The sequence below is a fragment of the Desulfobaccales bacterium genome, assembly GCA_041648175.1.
Classification (GTDB): Bacteria; Desulfobacterota; Desulfobaccia; order Desulfobaccales; family 0-14-0-80-60-11; genus 0-14-0-80-60-11.
On sequence record JBAZPO010000003.1, the window covers coordinates 139,306 to 156,988 of the forward strand.

At 58.1% G+C, this 17,683-nt stretch carries 13 protein-coding genes; 7 read left to right on the top strand and 6 right to left on the bottom strand.

Annotation, left to right across the window (positions count from 1 at the left end):
* The first annotated feature begins 39 nt into the window (after nucleotides 1–39).
* The 4 genes from pgi to WC600_04200 all read left to right on the top strand — a co-directional run bounded on the left by pgi (nucleotide 40) and on the right by WC600_04200 (nucleotide 4,654).
* On the top strand, nucleotides 40–1,683 hold the full coding sequence (pgi, locus tag WC600_04185) for a glucose-6-phosphate isomerase (GenBank protein ID MFA4901924.1): 1,644 nt from the start codon (nucleotides 40–42) through the stop codon (nucleotides 1,681–1,683).
* Between the two features lie 20 nt (nucleotides 1,684–1,703).
* Nucleotides 1,704–2,723, top strand: a complete 1,020-nt coding sequence (gene gnd / locus WC600_04190; protein ID MFA4901925.1) for a decarboxylating 6-phosphogluconate dehydrogenase — start codon at nucleotides 1,704–1,706, stop codon at nucleotides 2,721–2,723.
* A 123-nt stretch (nucleotides 2,724–2,846) separates the two neighbouring features.
* Nucleotides 2,847–3,797, top strand: coding sequence for an aldose 1-epimerase (locus tag WC600_04195; GenBank protein MFA4901926.1), 951 nt, complete (start codon nucleotides 2,847–2,849; stop codon nucleotides 3,795–3,797).
* A 248-nt stretch (nucleotides 3,798–4,045) separates the two neighbouring features.
* On the top strand, nucleotides 4,046–4,654 hold the full coding sequence (locus WC600_04200) for an adenylate/guanylate cyclase domain-containing protein (GenBank protein MFA4901927.1): 609 nt from the start codon (nucleotides 4,046–4,048) through the stop codon (nucleotides 4,652–4,654).
* A 202-nt stretch (nucleotides 4,655–4,856) separates the two neighbouring features.
* Here WC600_04200 and clpB read toward each other — a convergent pair whose 3' ends face one another.
* The gene (clpB, locus tag WC600_04205; GenBank protein ID MFA4901928.1) at nucleotides 4,857–7,460 is read right to left on the bottom strand and encodes an ATP-dependent chaperone ClpB; all 2,604 of its coding nucleotides are present in this window, start codon (nucleotides 7,458–7,460) and stop codon (nucleotides 4,857–4,859) included.
* 146 nt (nucleotides 7,461–7,606) lie between these two features.
* On the opposite strand from clpB, the gene kdsB reads away from it, so the two are divergent.
* The gene (gene kdsB / locus WC600_04210; protein MFA4901929.1) at nucleotides 7,607–8,338 is read left to right on the top strand and encodes a 3-deoxy-manno-octulosonate cytidylyltransferase; all 732 of its coding nucleotides are present in this window, start codon (nucleotides 7,607–7,609) and stop codon (nucleotides 8,336–8,338) included.
* A 106-nt stretch (nucleotides 8,339–8,444) separates the two neighbouring features.
* On the opposite strand, the gene WC600_04215 is transcribed toward kdsB, so the two are convergent.
* Nucleotides 8,445–9,527 carry an SGNH/GDSL hydrolase family protein gene (locus WC600_04215; protein MFA4901930.1) on the bottom strand — a complete coding sequence of 361 codons (1,083 nt, stop codon included), beginning with the start codon at nucleotides 9,525–9,527 and terminating at the stop codon, nucleotides 8,445–8,447.
* A gap of 345 nt (nucleotides 9,528–9,872) precedes the next feature.
* Between WC600_04215 and pyrF the strand changes: the two genes are divergently transcribed.
* Together pyrF and WC600_04225 are read left to right on the top strand one after the other, a co-directional pair.
* A complete protein-coding gene (pyrF, locus tag WC600_04220) occupies nucleotides 9,873–10,595 on the top strand; it encodes an orotidine-5'-phosphate decarboxylase (GenBank protein MFA4901931.1) in 723 nt (240 codons plus the stop codon).
* 11 nt (nucleotides 10,596–10,606) lie between these two features.
* The gene (locus WC600_04225; protein MFA4901932.1) at nucleotides 10,607–11,512 is read left to right on the top strand and encodes a hypothetical protein; all 906 of its coding nucleotides are present in this window, start codon (nucleotides 10,607–10,609) and stop codon (nucleotides 11,510–11,512) included.
* Between the two features lie 291 nt (nucleotides 11,513–11,803).
* Here the strand turns inward: WC600_04225 and WC600_04230 are convergent, their stop codons facing one another.
* The 4 genes from WC600_04230 to WC600_04245 all read right to left on the bottom strand — a co-directional run bounded on the left by WC600_04230 (nucleotide 11,804) and on the right by WC600_04245 (nucleotide 17,622).
* Nucleotides 11,804–13,747 carry a pyruvate carboxylase subunit B gene (locus WC600_04230; protein MFA4901933.1) on the bottom strand — a complete coding sequence of 648 codons (1,944 nt, stop codon included), beginning with the start codon at nucleotides 13,745–13,747 and terminating at the stop codon, nucleotides 11,804–11,806.
* Nucleotides 13,748–13,849: 102 nt separating this feature from the next.
* On the bottom strand, nucleotides 13,850–14,050 hold the full coding sequence (locus WC600_04235) for a hypothetical protein (GenBank protein ID MFA4901934.1): 201 nt from the start codon (nucleotides 14,048–14,050) through the stop codon (nucleotides 13,850–13,852).
* 52 nt (nucleotides 14,051–14,102) lie between these two features.
* Nucleotides 14,103–15,656 (bottom strand): carboxyl transferase domain-containing protein, encoded by a 1,554-nt coding sequence (locus tag WC600_04240; GenBank protein ID MFA4901935.1) that lies wholly within the window; start codon nucleotides 15,654–15,656, stop codon nucleotides 14,103–14,105.
* Nucleotides 15,657–16,182: 526 nt separating this feature from the next.
* Nucleotides 16,183–17,622 carry a hypothetical protein gene (locus tag WC600_04245; protein ID MFA4901936.1) on the bottom strand — a complete coding sequence of 480 codons (1,440 nt, stop codon included), beginning with the start codon at nucleotides 17,620–17,622 and terminating at the stop codon, nucleotides 16,183–16,185.
* Nucleotides 17,623–17,683: the final 61 nt, after the last annotated feature.

The window sequence follows — 17,683 nt, forward strand, 5'->3', positions numbered from 1 at the left end:
AGGCATTCCAGCCCGTGAGGAAACGAAAGGAGCACGAACATGAACGCGGCAAGCGCCCCACTCTTGGACCGCCCGGCCTGGAAGGCCCTTCAAGCCCATTATCAGCAGGTCCGGGAGGTGCATCTCAAGCAGCTTTTTGCTGACGATCTCCAGCGCGGCGAGCGTCTGACCGTCGAGGCCGCGGGCCTCTACCTGGATTACTCCAAGAATCGGGTCACCGGCGAAACCCTCAAGCTGCTCCTGCAACTGGCTGAAGAGTCCGGCCTGCGAGCGCGCCTCGACGCCATGTTTCACGGCGACAAGATCAATATTACGGAAAAACGCGCCGTCCTGCACGTGGCCCTACGCGCCCCGAAAGGCGCGTCCATCATCGTCGACGGCGAAAACGTGGTGCCCCAGGTCCATGCCGTGCTGGACAAAATGGCCGGCTTTGCCAACCGCGTCCGGAGCGGCGAGTGGCTCGGCTACACCGGTAAGCGGATTAAAAACGTCATCAACATCGGCATCGGGGGCTCCGACCTCGGGCCGGTGATGACCTACGAGGCGCTCAAGCATTACAGCGAGCGCGCCATGACCTTCCGGTTCGTTTCAAATGTCGATGGCACTGACTTTGCGGAAGCGGTCCAGGATCTTGACCCGTCGGAAACTCTCTTTATTATCTCGTCCAAAACCTTTACCACCCTGGAGACCATGACCAACGCCCACACAGCCCGCGACTGGTCCCTGGCTGGTCTTGGGGGCGACGAAAAATCAGTGGCCAAGCACTTTGTCGCGGTCTCGACGAACACGGAGAAAGTGCAGGAGTTCGGCATCGATACCGCCAACATGTTCGAGTTCTGGGATTGGGTCGGCGGGCGCTATTCCATGGACTCCGCTATCGGCCTGTCCACCATGCTGGCCATCGGCCCGGATAACTTCAACAGTATGTTGGACGGCTTCCATCAGATGGATGAGCATTTCCGCACCACCCCGTTCGAACGCAATCTGCCCGTGCTCATGGGCCTTTTGTCCATCTGGTACAATAATTTTTTCGGCGCCCAGACCGTGGCGGTCCTGCCGTATGAGCAGTACCTGAAGCGCTTTCCGGCCTATCTGCAGCAGCTCACCATGGAGAGCAACGGCAAACACGTCATCCTTCAGGGAACTGAGGTCACCTACCAGACTGGCCCCATCTACTGGGGTGAACCGGGGACCAACGGCCAACACTCCTTCTACCAGTTGATCCATCAAGGCACCAGGCTCATTCCCTGTGATTTCATCGCCTTCGGCCGGCCGCTCAACGCCCTGGGCCGGCACCACGACATACTCCTGGCCAACGTCTTCGCCCAGACCGAGGCGTTGGCTTTCGGCAAGACGCCTGAGCAGGTCAAAGCTGAGGGAACGCCGGATTGGCTCGTGCCCCACCGGGTCTTTCAGGGCAACCGCCCTTCCAACACTATCCTCGCAGCGCAGTTAACCCCTTCAAACCTGGGCAAACTCGTCGCGCTCTATGAGCACTGCGTCTTTACCCAGGGCGCCATCTGGAACATTAACTCGTTCGACCAATGGGGCGTTGAGCTGGGCAAGGCGTTGGCCCAGCGCATTATTCCCGAACTGGAGAGCCCGGCGGAACCCCAACTTGGCCATGATAGTTCCACGAACACCCTGATCCGCCGCTACCGGAAGCTTAAGGCGGCAATTTGACGACTCAAAAGGAGACGCCTATGCAACTCGGGATGATTGGCCTTGGCAGAATGGGCGGGAATATGGTGCGCCGCTTGATGGCCGCAGGACACGAAGTGATCGTTTATTCCGCCCATGCCTCCACGAGGGAACCCTTTGCGAAGCAGACCGGCGCGTTTGCGGCCTCCTCCCTTGACGAAATGGTGGCCAAGCTCAAGCCGCCGCGGGTAATCTGGCTGATGGTGCCTGCCGCGGTGGTGGATCAAACCTTGGACGATCTGGCGGCGCGGATGCAGAAAGATGATATCCTTGTCGATGGGGGCAATTCTTACTACATCGATGATATCCGGCGAGCCCAAATGCTTGCTCCCAAAGGGATTCATTACGTCGATTGCGGCACCAGCGGCGGCGTCTGGGGCTTAGAACGCGGTTATTGCCTGATGATCGGCGGCGAGCCTGCGGTTGTCCAGCACCTCGATCCCATCTTTGCCGTCCTGGCGCCCGGCGTGAAAGAGGCCCCTCGCCTTCCGGGCCGGGAGAAAATCGGCGGCACCGCGGAGCACGGCTACCTCCATTGCGGACCCAACGGCGCCGGCCACTTTGTCAAAATGGTGCATAACGGCATTGAGTACGGCATCATGGCGGCCTATGCCGAGGGACTTAACATTCTGCATCATGCCAACGCCGGCAAGCAGCAGCAGGCCGTCGATGCCGAAACCACCCCGCTCCGCAACCCCGAAAACTACCAGTACGATCTCAACCTGCGGGATATCGCCGAAGTCTGGCGGCGTGGCAGTGTGATCGCTTCGTGGCTGTTGGACCTGACGGCGGCCGCCCTGCTTAAGGACCCGGATCTGTCCCAGTTCGCCGGCCGGGTCTCGGATTCGGGCGAAGGACGCTGGACGATCAAGGCGGCCATCGATGAGGCCGTGCCCGCGCCGGTGCTCACCACGGCGCTTTACGAACGCTTTAGCTCCCGGGGTGAGGCAGACTTTGCGGATAAAATAATGTCCGCGATGCGCTTCGAGTTCGGTGGACACTTGGAGAAACCGGCGAAGTGAGGCAGAGGGCTTGCCCAAAGTTCCTTCCTTATCCTCTCTCCCCTTGTGGGAGAGGGTGAGGGGTGAGCGAGTACAAGCCAACTTCGGAGTCACCGGCGATCTCACTGACCGGGGAAATCAGCCATGCACGTGGGAACTGGAGGCCATAACGCCGGCCACCCAAACCTCTTAAACGATACAGCCGCCCGCACCCTCAACGCGGGCGATCTGGAAGCCGTCTTCCTTCCCGGCTATGGGATGCTCGGTGCCTCGTTGCGCCACCGCGGCGTCGAGCTCCTGGGACGCGTCCAAGACCTTACGACCGCAGCCGCAGAGGGGAGCACCGCCGGTATCCCGCTTCTCCATCCCTGGGCGAACCGCCTGGCAGGCCCCCGCTATCACGCCGCCGGGCGGGAATTGGCGCTAGACCCGGCCTCGCCCTTCCTGCACTTCGACGCCCACGGCCTGCCGATTCACGGGGTGCCCTGGTCCCGCCTCGCCTGGGAGCTGACTGAATCCAGCCCAAACGGTCTGACGGCCCGGCTCGCCTGGACCCAAGGCGAGCTCCTGGCGGTCTTCCCGTTTCCCCACCGGCTCGAGATGGCGGTGACGCTCTCACCCGTTGGCCTGACCCTTAAAACGCAGCTTTCCGCCGGTCTCGACGGCCCGGTGCCGGTGAGCTTTGGCTTCCACCCCTACTTCGTGCTTCCCGGGCTGCCCCGGGCCGAGTGGCGTTTGAAACTGCCTCCCATGCGGAGGCTGGGGCTCGACCCGCGCGGCATACCCACCGGTTCAGAGGAGCCCTTTGGCGGGTTTGATGCCGAACTCGGGGAGCTTGACTTCGACAATGGCTTTGCTGTGCTCGAGGACCGCCCCGCGTTCTCCCTCGCCGGGGCCGGCCGCCGCATCACCGTGGAGCTGCTGGCAGGCTACCGGTACGCCCAGGTCTATGGGCCCAAGGACCAAGATTACGTTGCGCTTGAGCCCATGACCGCACCAACCAGCGCCCTTACGAGTGGCCACGGTCTCACGCTGGTCCCGCCGGGTGGGCAGTTTGAAGCGTCGTTTAAGATCCGTGTCGAAGCGCTCCCCTAACGTCCCCATTCTCGGCGGCCCCCCACAGTTTACCGTATTTAATTTTTAGGGGCGGACCCATGTGTCCGTCCCCAAGAGGGCCTACACCTTGATGCGTTTACAAGAGCTTTCTATTTTCAAGAACGAGAACTTTGTATGACAGATATAGTTGAGGATGTGGCATAATCTCGGTTCAGAAGAGTTGTCATGAGCCGTTGACGCCCGCAGCAGGCGCTGCCCAACCCGGCGTCTGGAATGCGAGGCATGTTATGGACACGCGTTTTAAAGATTTACTCCTGCTTTATGCCCAGGAAAACGAGCGGGACAAACGGCAGAAGATCGAAGCTACGCTGTGGCAAGAGTTCGGAAAGATCAAGGCAGTGTTCGTAATGGACATGTCGGGGTTTTCCCTGCTGTCTGCCCGGCACGGGATTGTGCATTACCTTTCCATAGTGCGCCGCATGCAGTTGACGACAATGCCCATTGTTGAGAAATACCGCGGCCAGGTGGTCAAATTCGAGGCGGACAACTGCTTCGCCATGTTCGACGACCCGCTCTCGGCGGTGCGCGCCGCCATTGCCTTGAATACGGCCTTCTTTGCCCTGAACATCTTGACCGCAGACGAGTTCGACATTCGCGTCTCCATCGGCATTGACTATGGCGACGTCCTGCTCATCGGCGGCCCCGACTATTTCGGTAATTCGGTCAACTGCGCCTGTAAAATAGGCGAAGACATCGCGGGCCCTGGGGAAATCCTGGTCACTGCCACTGCATTCAAACAGATTCCCCCAACTGCCGGCATCCGGGGTCGCAAATTGGAACTCGCCGTTGCCGGTGTCCCGATTGAGGTTTACTCCATAGAGCATGAGAACGGGTAGTGCCTGCCTCCGATCAGGATGCGGCGCGACATGCGGCGCGCCAACCCCTTCCGACACGGCCAGCGCCAGCAAAAGACAAATAGAACAGAAAAAAGAGCCAAAAATGAGTGCTTATAAAAACGTAGGGGCGGGTTTCAAAACCCGCCCCTGGCCGTATATTGTTGCCCCAAGGGCTGGTAATCCCGCCCCTGAATGATGCTCGTCAGTTAGCTGCGACCTTAAGCTCCTCCTGCTGCTCAAAGGTCAGGCCGTCTTGGTCGGCGTCCACCTTGACGGTGTCGCCTTCCTTGAATTCCCCGGACAACAGCATGGGCGCCAGCTTATCTTGCAGATAATGCTGGATGGCCCGCCGCAGGGGACGCGCCCCGTAGACCGGGTCGTAGCCCGCGTCGGCCAGGAAATCTTTCGCCTTCTCAGTGAGTTCCAGGGCGAGGTGCCGCTCTTCCAAGCGCTTGGTTAAACGGACCATTTGCAGCTCCACGATCTTCCGCAGCTGCGCTTTGGTGAGGCGGTGAAAGATGAGAATATCGTCCACCCGGTTCAGGAACTCCGGCTTGAAATGGAGCCGCAGGGCATCCGTAACCCGCTCCCGCATGGCTTTTTCGTCGGCAATCTCGGCGATATACTGGCTGCCGATGTTCGAGGTCATGATAACGATAGTGTTTTTAAAGTCCACGGTACGGCCGTGGCCGTCGGTGAGCCGCCCGTCGTCCAGGATCTGGAGGAGCGAGTTAAACACCTCCGGGTGGGCCTTTTCGATCTCGTCGAACAACACCACCGAGTAGGGCCGGCGGCGCACCGCTTCCGTGAGCTGGCCTCCTTCATCGTAGCCCACGTAGCCCGGCGGGGCGCCAATGAGGCGCGAGACCGTATGCTTCTCCATGTATTCGCTCATGTCCAGGCGGATCATGGCCGCTTCCGAGTCGAACAGGAACTCGGCCAGCGCCCGGGCCAGTTCGGTCTTACCCACGCCGGTGGGGCCCAGGAAGATAAAGGAGCCCAAGGGCCGGTTGGGGTCTTGCAGGCCGGAGCGAGCCCGGCGCACCGCATTGGACACGGCCCGGACCGCTTCCGCCTGACCCACCACCCGGGCCGCCAGGCGCTCTTCCATGTGCAGAAGCTTCTGCTTCTCACCCTCCAGGAGCCGGGTGACAGGGATACCGGACCACTTGGCCACCACTTCGGCCACGTCCTCGGCGTCCACCTCTTCTTTGAGCATGGCCCCTTTTGCCTGCATATCCGTCAACTTCCGGTTCTCTTCCTCCAACTCTTTCTGGAGGTTGAGGAGCGTGCCGTAGGTCAACTCCGCGGCCCGGGCCAAATCGCCGATGCGCTCGGCGTGGGCCGCGTCGATCTTGGCCTTTTCGATCTGCTCCTTGATGGCCTGGATCTTGGTGATGACCTCTTTTTCCTGCTGCCAACGGGCCTTCAGGGCCGCACTCTTCTCCTTGAGGTCGGCCAGCGATTTTTCGATCTTCTCCAGGCGGTCTTTGGAAGCCGGGTCTTGCTCCTTACGCAACGCCTCCCGCTCGATCTCCTCCTGGGTGATTCTGCGCTCAACCTCGTCAATCTCTGCTGGCCGGCTGTCGATCTCCATGCGCAATTTGGACGCAGCCTCGTCAATTGAGTCCACGGCCTTGTCCGGCAACTGCCGGTCGGTGATATAGCGGTCACTTAACGTGGCTGCGGCCACGATGGCGCTATCCTTGATGCGCACCCCGTGGTGCACTTCGTATTTTTCCTTCAGGCCCCTAAGGATGGCGATGGTATCCTCCACCGAGGGCTCGGCCACCATGATGGGCTGGAAACGGCGCTCCAGGGCCGCGTCCTTTTCAATGTACTTGCGGTACTCGTTGATGGTAGTGGCGCCCACGCAGCGCAGCTCGCCCCGGGCCAGGGCGGGCTTGAGCATATTAGAGGCGTCCATCGCCCCCTCCGCGGCCCCGGCGCCCACCAGGGTGTGCAGCTCATCGATGAACATGATGATCTGACCGCTGGATTCGGTGACTTCCTTGAGCACCGCCTTGAGACGGTCTTCGAATTCGCCCCGGAATTTGGCTCCGGCAATGAGCGCCCCTAAATCCAGGGCCACCAAGCGCTTGTCTTTCAGGCTTTCGGGCACGTCACCGTTGACGATGCGTTGGGCCAGACCCTCCACGATAGCGGTTTTGCCCACCCCGGCTTCGCCGATGAGCACCGGGTTGTTCTTGGTGCGCCGGGAGAGCACCTGCACAATCCGCCGGATTTCGCTGTCCCGGCCGATGACCGGGTCCAGCTTGCCAGTCCGGGCCATCTCGGTCAAATCCCGGCCGTATTTCTCCAGGGCCTGGAATTTCTCCTCCGGGGACTGGTCGGTAACGCGCTGGGACCCCCGAAGGTCAGCCAGGGCCTTGAGGATGGCTTCTGGGGTGACCTTTTGGGCCTGGAGCAGCCGTCCCACGTCGCCGGCCTTGTCCGCGGCCAACGCCCAAAAGAGGTGCTCGGTGGAAACATATTCATCTTTCATCTGGCCGGCCTGTTTAAGCGCATCGTCCAGGGCCTTATTCAAACCAGGGGAAAGGTAGACCTGGGCCTCGCCGCTCACTTTGGGCAGCCGGGTCAGCAGGTCATCCACGTCCTGGATGACTTTTCCGGGGTCGATCTCCAGTTTCTTCAGGAGGGGCCGAATCAGGCCCTCTTCCTGGGCCAGGAGGGTGCGGAGCAGGTGGGCCGGCTCAATCTGGGGGTTCCCCAACTGCCGAGCCAGCTCCTGGCCCCCTTGCAGGACCTCCTGGGCTTTGTAGGTTAACTTATCGATGGGTATCAAAGTATTCTGCCTCCGAATATAGTTCCAAGAATTGGAATTCTGTAAGTATTTAAAATAAGCATGGAAATTATGAAGTCAAGAATATCTCTCGGTTAGTTTGCATCAAATACGGTACTATGATGGGAAAAAAATGGAGGTTAAACCCGATGCCCACGGTGGCCATCATTCCTGCCCGCTTCGGCTCCACGCGCTTTCCGGGGAAGCCCCTGGCGCCGATCCTGGGAAAGCCTTTGATTCAGTGGACTTATGAGCAGGCGATGCAGGTGAAGGAATTAGACGGGGTCTGGGTGGCCACGGATGATAAGCGCATCAAGGGGTGCGTGGAGGCCTTCGGCGGGCACGTGGTTATGACCCGGGATGATCACCCTTCAGGGAGCGACCGCCTGGCCGAAGCCGCCACGCTTCTTGACCTGGCGCCCAATGACCTCGTCATCAATATCCAGGGGGACCAGCCGGTTTTTCCCCCGGATCTCATTTCCCGATTAGCCGAAGTCCTCAACCGGGACCCGGAAGTGGTCATGGTCACGCCGGTGCGGCAGATAAATGATGCTGTGGCTGCGGCCAATCCCAACGTGGTCAAGGCAGTCTTCGACCGGGCCGGCCGCGCTTTATACTTCTCCCGGAGCCCCCTGCCTTTTTGGCGAGACGGCGGACAGGCCTATTTTTACAAACATATCGGCATCTACGCCTACCGGGTGCAGTTCCTCAAAGAATTCGTACACCTGCCGGCCGGCCGCTGGGAAGAGGCCGAGAAGCTGGAGCAGCTTCGGGCCCTGGAGCACGGTTACCCCATTCACATCGTGGAGACGGACAAGGATACCCAGGAAGTGGATAGCCCGGAAGATCTGCGGAAGGTGGAGGAGTTTCTGCGGCGATAAGACAGACAAGACCTTGGGGAAAGGGGCCAGGGACTTTTTCGTATTTTCGTATTTTCGTAAGGGGGCCCTGCCTGCAAGAGAAGAAAATGAGGACGAGGTCAGAAGACTAAGGGGCGGCGTGGGGAGCAGCCGGACCTTTATAATACTGGGGGAACTTCCGGGCCAAAAACGGTGTTAGTTGACCGGCAATGAGATCCGCCATTTTATCTGCCCCGGCATTGGTATAGTGCATCAAGTCGTAATAGTAGCGGGAATCCTTGGGCATCTCCCGGGCCAGATCGATCACCAGGACCCCTTGGTCACGCCCCACCTGACGGGTAACGTCGTTATATAACTCCAAGACCTGCCAGCCCGTCGCGCCATCCATATCCTTGGCCACAAACTTGTGCCCCAGATTGACGCCGGTGGTTGGGTCAACACTTTTGCCATAGAGCACCGGCTGGGTCAGCAACACCGGAATGATATTATGCTCTCGGCAAATAGCGAGGAGCTTTTCCAGTCTCTGCCGATACGGACCCACGTAATGATCCTGATGATCTTTAATGATGGCGGCTTGCGCTTCTTTCGAGACCTCAAATGGCGCAAGCTTCCTCAAATCGGTCTCCTGGGGATCGTTCTGGTTGTTAATCATAACTGATTTGGGAAAATAGAAGCGGTACAGGTTCAAGGCCGCGGTGGCCAGTTCGCTATGCACCGCCGCGGAAGCCAGAAAGCGTTCCAGGGAACGGAAATTAAGCTCATGAATCCTCTCGTCAAAATCGCGTTCACTCTGAAGCCCCACGTCGTTAATTCCCACCAGGAAGAGCGCCACCTTGGGCTGCAACTTCACCAGGTAATCCTGCATTAAGATGTAATGCCCGAAGGTGGAATTGCCGCTCAGTCCGGCGTTGTTGAGCCAAAGATGGGTGAAATCCCGCTTAAGCTGCACGCCTAGATCATGAGGCCAAGTCTTATCCTCGGCTAGATCGAAACATTCGGTGGTACTACCCCCCACAGTGATTATGGTCAGATCTTTGGCAAAATCCGCGGGCGGCTCCGGGCCGCGGAAGCCCAGAGAATTTCTCTGATGAATAACGACCTGGTCCAGTTTCCCCAAGCCGTGTTCATGATGGATGGTTTCTTTTTTATTAATGGGTAGGATAAGTTTGTTGCCTTTGATCCTGAAGCCCAGAGGATTATAAATTCGCAAGACCAATTCACAGAAACTTAATACCAGAATCAGACTTATCAATAAAACAAAGAGATTTTTGCCGAGGTTACCTAAGTTACCACTCAGTGTTGTTTTAGATACTTCGTTTACTACCATTACTTTTCGCTCCCGATTACTTGTTTTTATCATAACACCTTAAATTGTCAAGGGGATTCCAGCCTTGTCATCTGTGAGGTTGCTAACAGCGCCTCATGATCGATCAACAATAGTCGATAGCGAAGTGTTGAGTCCTAAGGCCTTGCCAGAGGCACCGGATTAGACTATAGTTTTTGAAAAAGGGGGGGAAACTGCCCTCAAGTTGACCCGAACAGGAAGTTATCGACCATGCTAACTCCCCGAGAACAGTTGATTTTTGCTCTGGATGTGCCAGATAAAGCGACTGCCTTAAGCTGCGTACACGAACTTCGTGATCACGTAGGGCTCTTCAAGGTGGGGCTTGAGCTGTTTTTGGCCGAGGGACAGGGCTTGCTCCAGGAATTGGCTGAGATCGTAGGCGGTCATCGGATTTTTCTAGACCTGAAGTTATACGATATCCCCGCTACCGTTTTGGGGGCCTTTCACACCATTGTGCACGGATTGGCACTGTTCACAGTCCCCAGCGACCTAGGGCCTACGGGGTTGAAAAAAATTGTGGAGTCGTCGGGTGGCGCAAAAATATTGGCAGTTACCGTTCTCACCAGCATAACTGCAGATGACCTTCTGGCCCTGGGCTTTGAGGTTCAGTTTGCCCAGGACCCCACCAGCCTGGTAGTGCGCAAGGCCAAAATGGCCCAAGCGGCCGGCTGCCACGGCGTGGTCTGTTCGGGGCGGGAGGTCAAGGCCGTGAAGGAGGCCTGTGGGCGAAATTTTCTGGCGGTTTGCCCCGGTATCCGCCCGGCCTGGTCCGAGGTACCTGGAGACGACCAAAAGCGCATTGTCACGCCTTTTGAGGCCATCAGCAATGGCGCCGACTACATCGTGGTGGGCCGCCCCATCCGTCAGGCTCATGTTCAAGTGGCCGCGGCCCGTCAAGTGGTGGAAGAAATTGCCATGGCGCAGCCCACATAAATCCCACGACCATGCAATCCGGCAAAAACCCCATATCTCCCGTGGTCATCTCCACCGCCCTGGGGCATGACGGCCGCGGTATCTTCCCCTACACCTTGCTGCCCGGGTACCGTCAGTTGCTCAAGACGGTTATGGATACCGGCACCACGGTGTTCACCAAATCCGCCACGCGCTTTGCCCGCCGCGGGAACTTTATCCCCGGCAACCCCCTCACCTGGAAACACATCCGGCGCCTCCCGGATATGGGCATGGTCAACGCCTATGGCCTTACCAACAAGGGGGCGGAAACCTGCGCCGCGGATGTCCGGCGGGCCTGCGATGGGGGGCTCATGGTGATCCCCAACCTCTATCCGGAGTTCATCAAGGGCACGGATACGGCCATCCGAGAGACCCTGGAGGCCGTGGAAATCTATCAGCGCGGTCTGGGTCCTCTATTTAAGGCCCTGGAACTCAACTATTCCTGCCCCAACTCCGAGGAAGCCATTGCTAAAAATGTGGTCCAGGCCATCCAGTGCACTCGGAAAGTGCGTAGCCTCTATCCCGCCCTGTTTTTGATCGCCAAGCTCAGCATCTGCCACCCCTACGAGTTCGCCCAGGAGTTGGAACACATCGGGGTCAACGCCCTCCATGCCGTGAACACCATTCCCTATTGTATCGTCTTTCCATTCCAATGCTCCCCCCTGGATGCAGTGGGCGGAGGTGGAGTCTCCGGAGGCCCGGCCTTCGATCTGGCCTATAAGTACAACCAGGAATTGCGTCCCAAGGTTAGCTTGTTTTTGATCATGGGCGGCGGCGTCACCAGCAGGGACGCCGTCCGGCGCTACTTCGACCTCGGCGCTGATGCAGTCAGCCTGTGCACCCTGGCCCTGCGGCACCCCCGTGAGGCCACCCGGGTAGTGCTTACCTACAATAGCTGAGGGGATGCTGTCCTAAAGGCGGGATGCGCTGCGCTTTCCCGCCCTACGGGAGCTGAACAGCGGCGGGTCGGGAGGCATCAAACTAGGGGGGCCACTGGGCCGCCTTCGATGGTGACACCGGCAGTCTGGTGATGGTTGTCGTGAGCACGTAGGGGCAGGTTTCAAACCCGCCCCTACAGGTCTCTTCTTAAGCTTGCGGTTTAGAGATGGGGGCCGGCTGTTCCCGACCCCCCTTACCAGGACTGGAGGAACTGCGCGTTGAGGCGGAATAAGTCCGCCCAACGGAAAATCCTACTTTCCGATCACCATAATGGTGGCGTCTTTGGCAACGGAGGCGCCAGGTTCGAAGTTGATGGCCTTGACCACGCCGCTGGCCGGGGCCGGCAGCGAGTTTTGCATCTTCATAGCTTCGAGCACGCAGATCAGGTCGCCGTTGTTGACCTTATCGCCCACCTTGACACTGTAGCTGATGATCATCCCGGGCATGGGGGCCTTGAGCGGCACGTCCCCCGCGGCCAGAGTTTCTGCCGCCGGAGCTGCCGCCGCGGGTCTGGGAGCCGCTGCGGGCGCAGGTGCGGCCGCAGGCCGCGGTGCCGCCATGGGGGCCACACCGGTGATCACCGGGGCGCCTGAGGTGCACTCCACCTCCACCTGGTAGTACTGATTGTCCACGAAGACGTTGAAGCTCCTGAGGCCCGAGCCCTTCTCCGGCGCGGCCTGTTCCAGGGAATCCAGATACTCCTTGACCTTGGCGAAGAGCTTCTTCTGCTTGATCTTGGTGTAGACTGCGTCTTCCAAGGCAATCTGCTCCAGGGTCTTCCCCTTAACGTCGGCGGGGATAGGCTCCAGCCCGTACTTCCACTTCAGGAAGCGCATGCCGGTGGTGGGGTACAGGGCGTAGATCAGGATGTCGCCCTCGCTTTTGGCGATGCTCTTGGTATCCGCCACCGCCTTATCCCACTCGGGCTCCAGGATGTCCCCGGGGCGTCCGGTGGTGGGGGTTTCGCCCCGCTCGTAGCCTTTGAGGATCAGCTTCTGCACGTCGAGGTCCATGGGGGCCGGAGTCTTGCCGTAGAGGCCGTAGGCCAGACCCTGGGTCTCGGCGGTCACCTTGTTATAGCGCCCGAACAAGACGTTCATCACCGCCTGGATGCCCACGATCTGGCTGGTGGGGGTCACGAGCGGCGGGTAACCCAGCTCTTTCCGGGTCTGGGGCAGTTCATCCATGACTTCGTGGATGCGATCCAGGGCGTCCAACTCCTTGAGCTGGTTCACCAGGTTGGAGTACATGCCGCCGGGAATCTGGTGGAGCAGCACGCCGGTGTCGATCGGGGCCATCTTAGAGGTATCCAACAGGTCCCGATATTTCTTGGCCACATTCTCCAGATCGTAGCCGATCTCGATGAGTTTGGGTAGATTCATGTCGGTTTCACGGTCGGTGCCTTCCACCGCCACCACCAGCGGCTCGATGGCCGGCTGGGAAGTGCGCAGAGCAAAGGGCGACAGGCAGGTATCCACCACGTCCACCCCGGCCTCAATGGCTTTTAAATAGCTCATGGAACCGGAACCGCTGGTGTAGTGGGTGTGGAACTCAATCGGGATCTTGACGGTCTCTTTGATCGCCTTGATGATGGCGTAGGCGTCGTTGGGGGAACACATGCCGGCCATGTCCTTGAGGACAAAGGAGTCGGCCCCCATGTCCTCGGACTTTTTGGCGAAGTTGACGTAATAGTCCAGGTTGAAGATGGGGCCGCCCATGCGGCGCTGGGTCAGGCTGTAGCACACCGCGGCCTGGAAGTGGGCCATGAGGCCGGTCTTTTTGGCGTCCATGAGGGCCTTGACCGCCACTTCCCAGTTGCGCATGTCGTTCAAGGCGTCGAAGACCCGGAAGATGTCCACCCCGGCTTCGGCGGTGTAGCGCACGAAACGGTAGGTGAGATCGTCGGCGTAGTTGCGGTAGCCCACCAGGTTCTGGCCCCGCAGGAGCATCATGGTGGGGGTCTTTTTGAGAATCCCCTTGATGGTGCGGATCCGCTCCCAGGGGTCGTCGCCCAGAAAACGGTGGGTGGTGTCGAAGGTGGCGCCGCCCCAGACCTCGATGGCAAAGTAGCCCATCTGGTCCATGCGCTCCATGAAGGGAATGATGTCTTCAGACCGCATGCGAGTCGCCAACAGCGACTGGTGCCCGTCACGAAAGGTAGTGTCTGTAAATTTGATGGGGTGTTTTCCGGCCATATGTGCTCCTTTAAAGCATTCAGCTTATAGGGCGTGCCACGCACGCACCTTGATGGCGGCCACGGGCCGCCCTATAACGGTCAACGTAGGGCGCGCCCTACACTATCGCAAACTCCGGCGCTGCATCAGGAGCCTGAGCTGCATGGCCTCCTGACGTCCCGCCAAGGCCCAGAGGTTTACCGGCGGGCCCATAGGCCGTGCCGCCTGTCCCAACGCGGCAGCCTGACAGGCCTCCTCGTCGGCGATATAGGCCGATATGGCCCCGCTGATGGCGGCCAGGATTTGGGGTTTGATTGAGGGCATTGCCAATCTCCTGTTTAATTGGGCGACCCTATGGGCTCGCCCCTACTGCCCATTAGACCGGGATATTGCCGTGCTTCTTGGCTGGCAGGGTCTCCCGCTTGGTGCTGAGAATTTCCAAGGCCTCGATGAGCCGGGGCCGGGTCTCCCGGGGGGCGATCACCTGGTCCACAAACCCCCGGGATGCGGCAATGTAAGGGTTATAGAGCAGGTTTTCGTAATTATCGATGATTTCCTGGCGCTTGGCCTTGGGGTCCGCGGCTTCCTTAATCTCTTTGCGGAAGATGACATTGGCCGCGCCCGAGGCCCCCATGACCGCGATCTCGGCGGTTGGCCAGGCGATTACCATGTCAGCGCCCAAATCCCGGGAACACATGGCCAGATACGAGCCGCCGTAGTCCTTGCGGGTCACCAGGGTGATTTTGGGCACCGTGGCCTCGGAGTAGCACCACAGGAGCTTGGCGCCGTGGCGGATAATGCCCTGCCACTCCTGGTCGCTGCCGGGCAGGTATCCGGGTACGTCGGCGATGGTCAAAAGCGGGATATTGAAGGCATCGCAGAAGCGGATAAAGCGTGTGGCCTTGTCCGCGGCGTCCACGTCCAGGCAGCCCGCCATGACCTGCGGGTTATTGGCGATAATGCCGATAGGCCTGCCGTTCAGACGGGCAAAGGCGGTAATGATGTTTTGAGCAAAGTAGTGGTGCGGCTCAAAGAAGTCGCCATTGTCCACGATGGCGGCAATCACGTCATGCATGTCGTAGGATTGGCCGGCACTGTCCGGAACAATGCTATCCAGGGCCGCATCCTCCCGGCCCGCGGGGTCGGTGCACGCCGCGATGGGCGGGTCTTCCATGTTATTGCTGGGCAAAAAGCTGAGCAGACGCTTGATTTGGTCGATGGCGTCAGCGTCGGACTCGCAGGCGAATTGGGCCACACCGCTCTTGGCGTTGTGGGCCATGGCGCCGCCTAAGTCCTCAAAGGTGATCTCCTCGCCGGTGACGCTCTTGATGACGTCGGGGCCGGTGATGAACATATAGGAAGTGTTCTTCACCATGAAGATAAAATCGGTCATGGCCGGGGAATAGACTGCGCCTCCGGCGGTGGGTCCCATGATGGCGGATATCTGAGGAATGACGCCGCTGGCGATAGCGTTCCGGTAGAAGATCTGGCCGTAGGCGGAAAGTGAGTCCACGCCTTCCTGGATACGGGCTCCGCCTGAGTCGTTGAAGCCCACGAAGGGCACCCCGGACTTCAAAGCCAGGTCCATGATCTTGCAGATCTTTTTGCTGTGCATCTCGCCCAGCGAACCGGCGCGAGAGGTAAAGTCCTGGGCAAAGGCAAAGACCGGGCGGCCGTTCACCTGGCCGAAGCCGGTGACCACGCCGTCAGCGGGGATCTCCACCTTCTCCATGCCGAAATTGACGCAGCGGTGCTTCACAAAGATATCGGTCTCCCGGAAGGTCCCCGGGTCAAAAAAGAGGTCGAGGCGCTCCCGAGCGGTGAGTTTGCCGCTGGTGTGCTGCTTCTCCACGCCCTTGGCCCCACCCATGGCCTTGATCTGCCCCTCTTTCTCCTTTAACTCCCGGATCTTCTCCGATACGGTCTTCATATGGCGATTCCTCTTCAACCAAGATTATGTTCAGGGTTTTAAAGCGCATACACGGGCCTGGTTCCAAGGGTAGACACCCGGATACCGCGGCCCGGTCATTATTCCACCGATTTTTCCAGCCAAACTAAGGAGGGAATCAATAATGGAAAAGGATATCGGAATAGGGCAAGATTGCAAATCGGGTATTCTTTGATTCTTTTGTCAGAAATTTTCTTACAAGGGGGCGGAGCAAAAAAATTCGTCCTGCTGAGAAAGTTCATTTTTAGGTGCAGATTTTTTGAATTTTACCCCCCACCAGAACCGCATTGCACTATGTAGATCATTCATGTGGTTCTTGCTGGTTGGGTGATAAGGAAAGGCTTTGGCAAGTGATCAGCTATTCTTCCTTCGCTTGAAACCAAATGGCTTCCAGGGGAACCGCTGTTGTCGGAATTTGCGAGAATTCCTCTCGGGAACTCTTCTTGTCGCGCCAAAACGTGGCAGTGGTGTCCAGGATGTTTAAGCGAAATCGGACATGAGATTTTTGCTAGCTCGGACTGTTGATTCTGGCCCGTAAATTCTGCTCCCTGACGTTCACTGCCCGCGCCACCGTATCGGAAAAGGCCTGCCAGAGGGAAGGGGATCCATTGACCAGCCGAGCCATCCGGGTATGAAAACCGCCAGGCTGATCCCCGGGATGGCGTGCTTCTTGAACACTGACCGCGTATTTATCGTTGGTCTCATTGTACATCCGCAAAGAGGTGGCCTCGAGGTTCTCGTCGATCAGGATAACGGCCCCACCATGCAGGGGTTGACTATCCACCGTATCCACGACCCAGCCCCCGCTGTTATAGACATCCACCCAGCCGGGATATCCTGAAAAATTCAGGTCTTCTTGGAAAGGCTTGTGGGTATGTCCGAAGATGAAGGCTAGTTTATTAAGCCTGGAGATGTCGACTTCTCCGGTTATCCGTTGCCATTCTTCGCTTAGTTGTTTCAACAGAGGCCCTTCCACATAAGCCCATAACCCCTTCTCGGCATCCTCACTTAATACCGTATCGGATATGCTTCGTTCCAGGTTTTCGATGGCACCTGCCACCATGTTGAAGGCCAGTTCAAGCAGCTTTGCCTCCATACGGTCTCCCCAACCGGGAAGATCGTATCTCGCGGCCAAACCGTTAGCCAGATTCGTCAAGAGTCTCCTGGTTTGCTTCGGGTTTCGCAGTTTTTCATAAATCCGCCCTACTCCCTTGCCCACATCGCCGGAGCGACCCAGAGTCGACCAGAGAAAATCGATCCAGGCAAAATTTTCTTTCTGTATGCCCCAAATATCCTTAGGTATTTCGCTACCCGGAAAGAACATCGTCTTCAAAATGCTCATCAACAGGTAAACCGATTCAATGAAATGGCCATGGTGAAAGATGACGCACCTGGTTCTATCCTGATTTAATAACCCAAAGTTCGGAAAGGCCGTCTGGATAATCATCTTGTTCAAGTTGGGACGTCTCTGAATCAATCTGGTCAAAAAGTAGGCCGGAACCGGGTTGCTAAAAATATTGGTAACATGCCAGGGATAGGGTAGTTCTGCGCCCCAGGGCTTGGTGGCAGTGATATGATCGACATACTGCGTTTCCCGAGCCGACTCCCACAGGTGGTGATCATGATTGCCGGGGTTATAAATAATTTCTTCAAAAAGTTCCTTGCCCTGGTCCATGGTCAGATCAATGAAGCGCTCGAAAGTCATGGCGGCATTGTGCTCTGCAGCTAAAGCAAGTTCCAGAATATCTCCATTTAAAACCAATATCGGTTTTTTACTTTTATCTTCGTTTTGCGAGATGAGGTATTGCAGGCATTCCACCAGTTTTGCCAGAACCGGGCTTGGGCTCAAGGGGTCGACTTCACTTTGCGCCACTTTTAGATTGGTTAAAAGACTGGTTTCGGCTCCAAGATGCATGTCAGACAGACAGACATAACGAATGTCAGGCATTTTCCTCCTCCTTTGATAACGATTGCCTCGCGGTTTAAATAAAGAGTAACTTGATATTAAG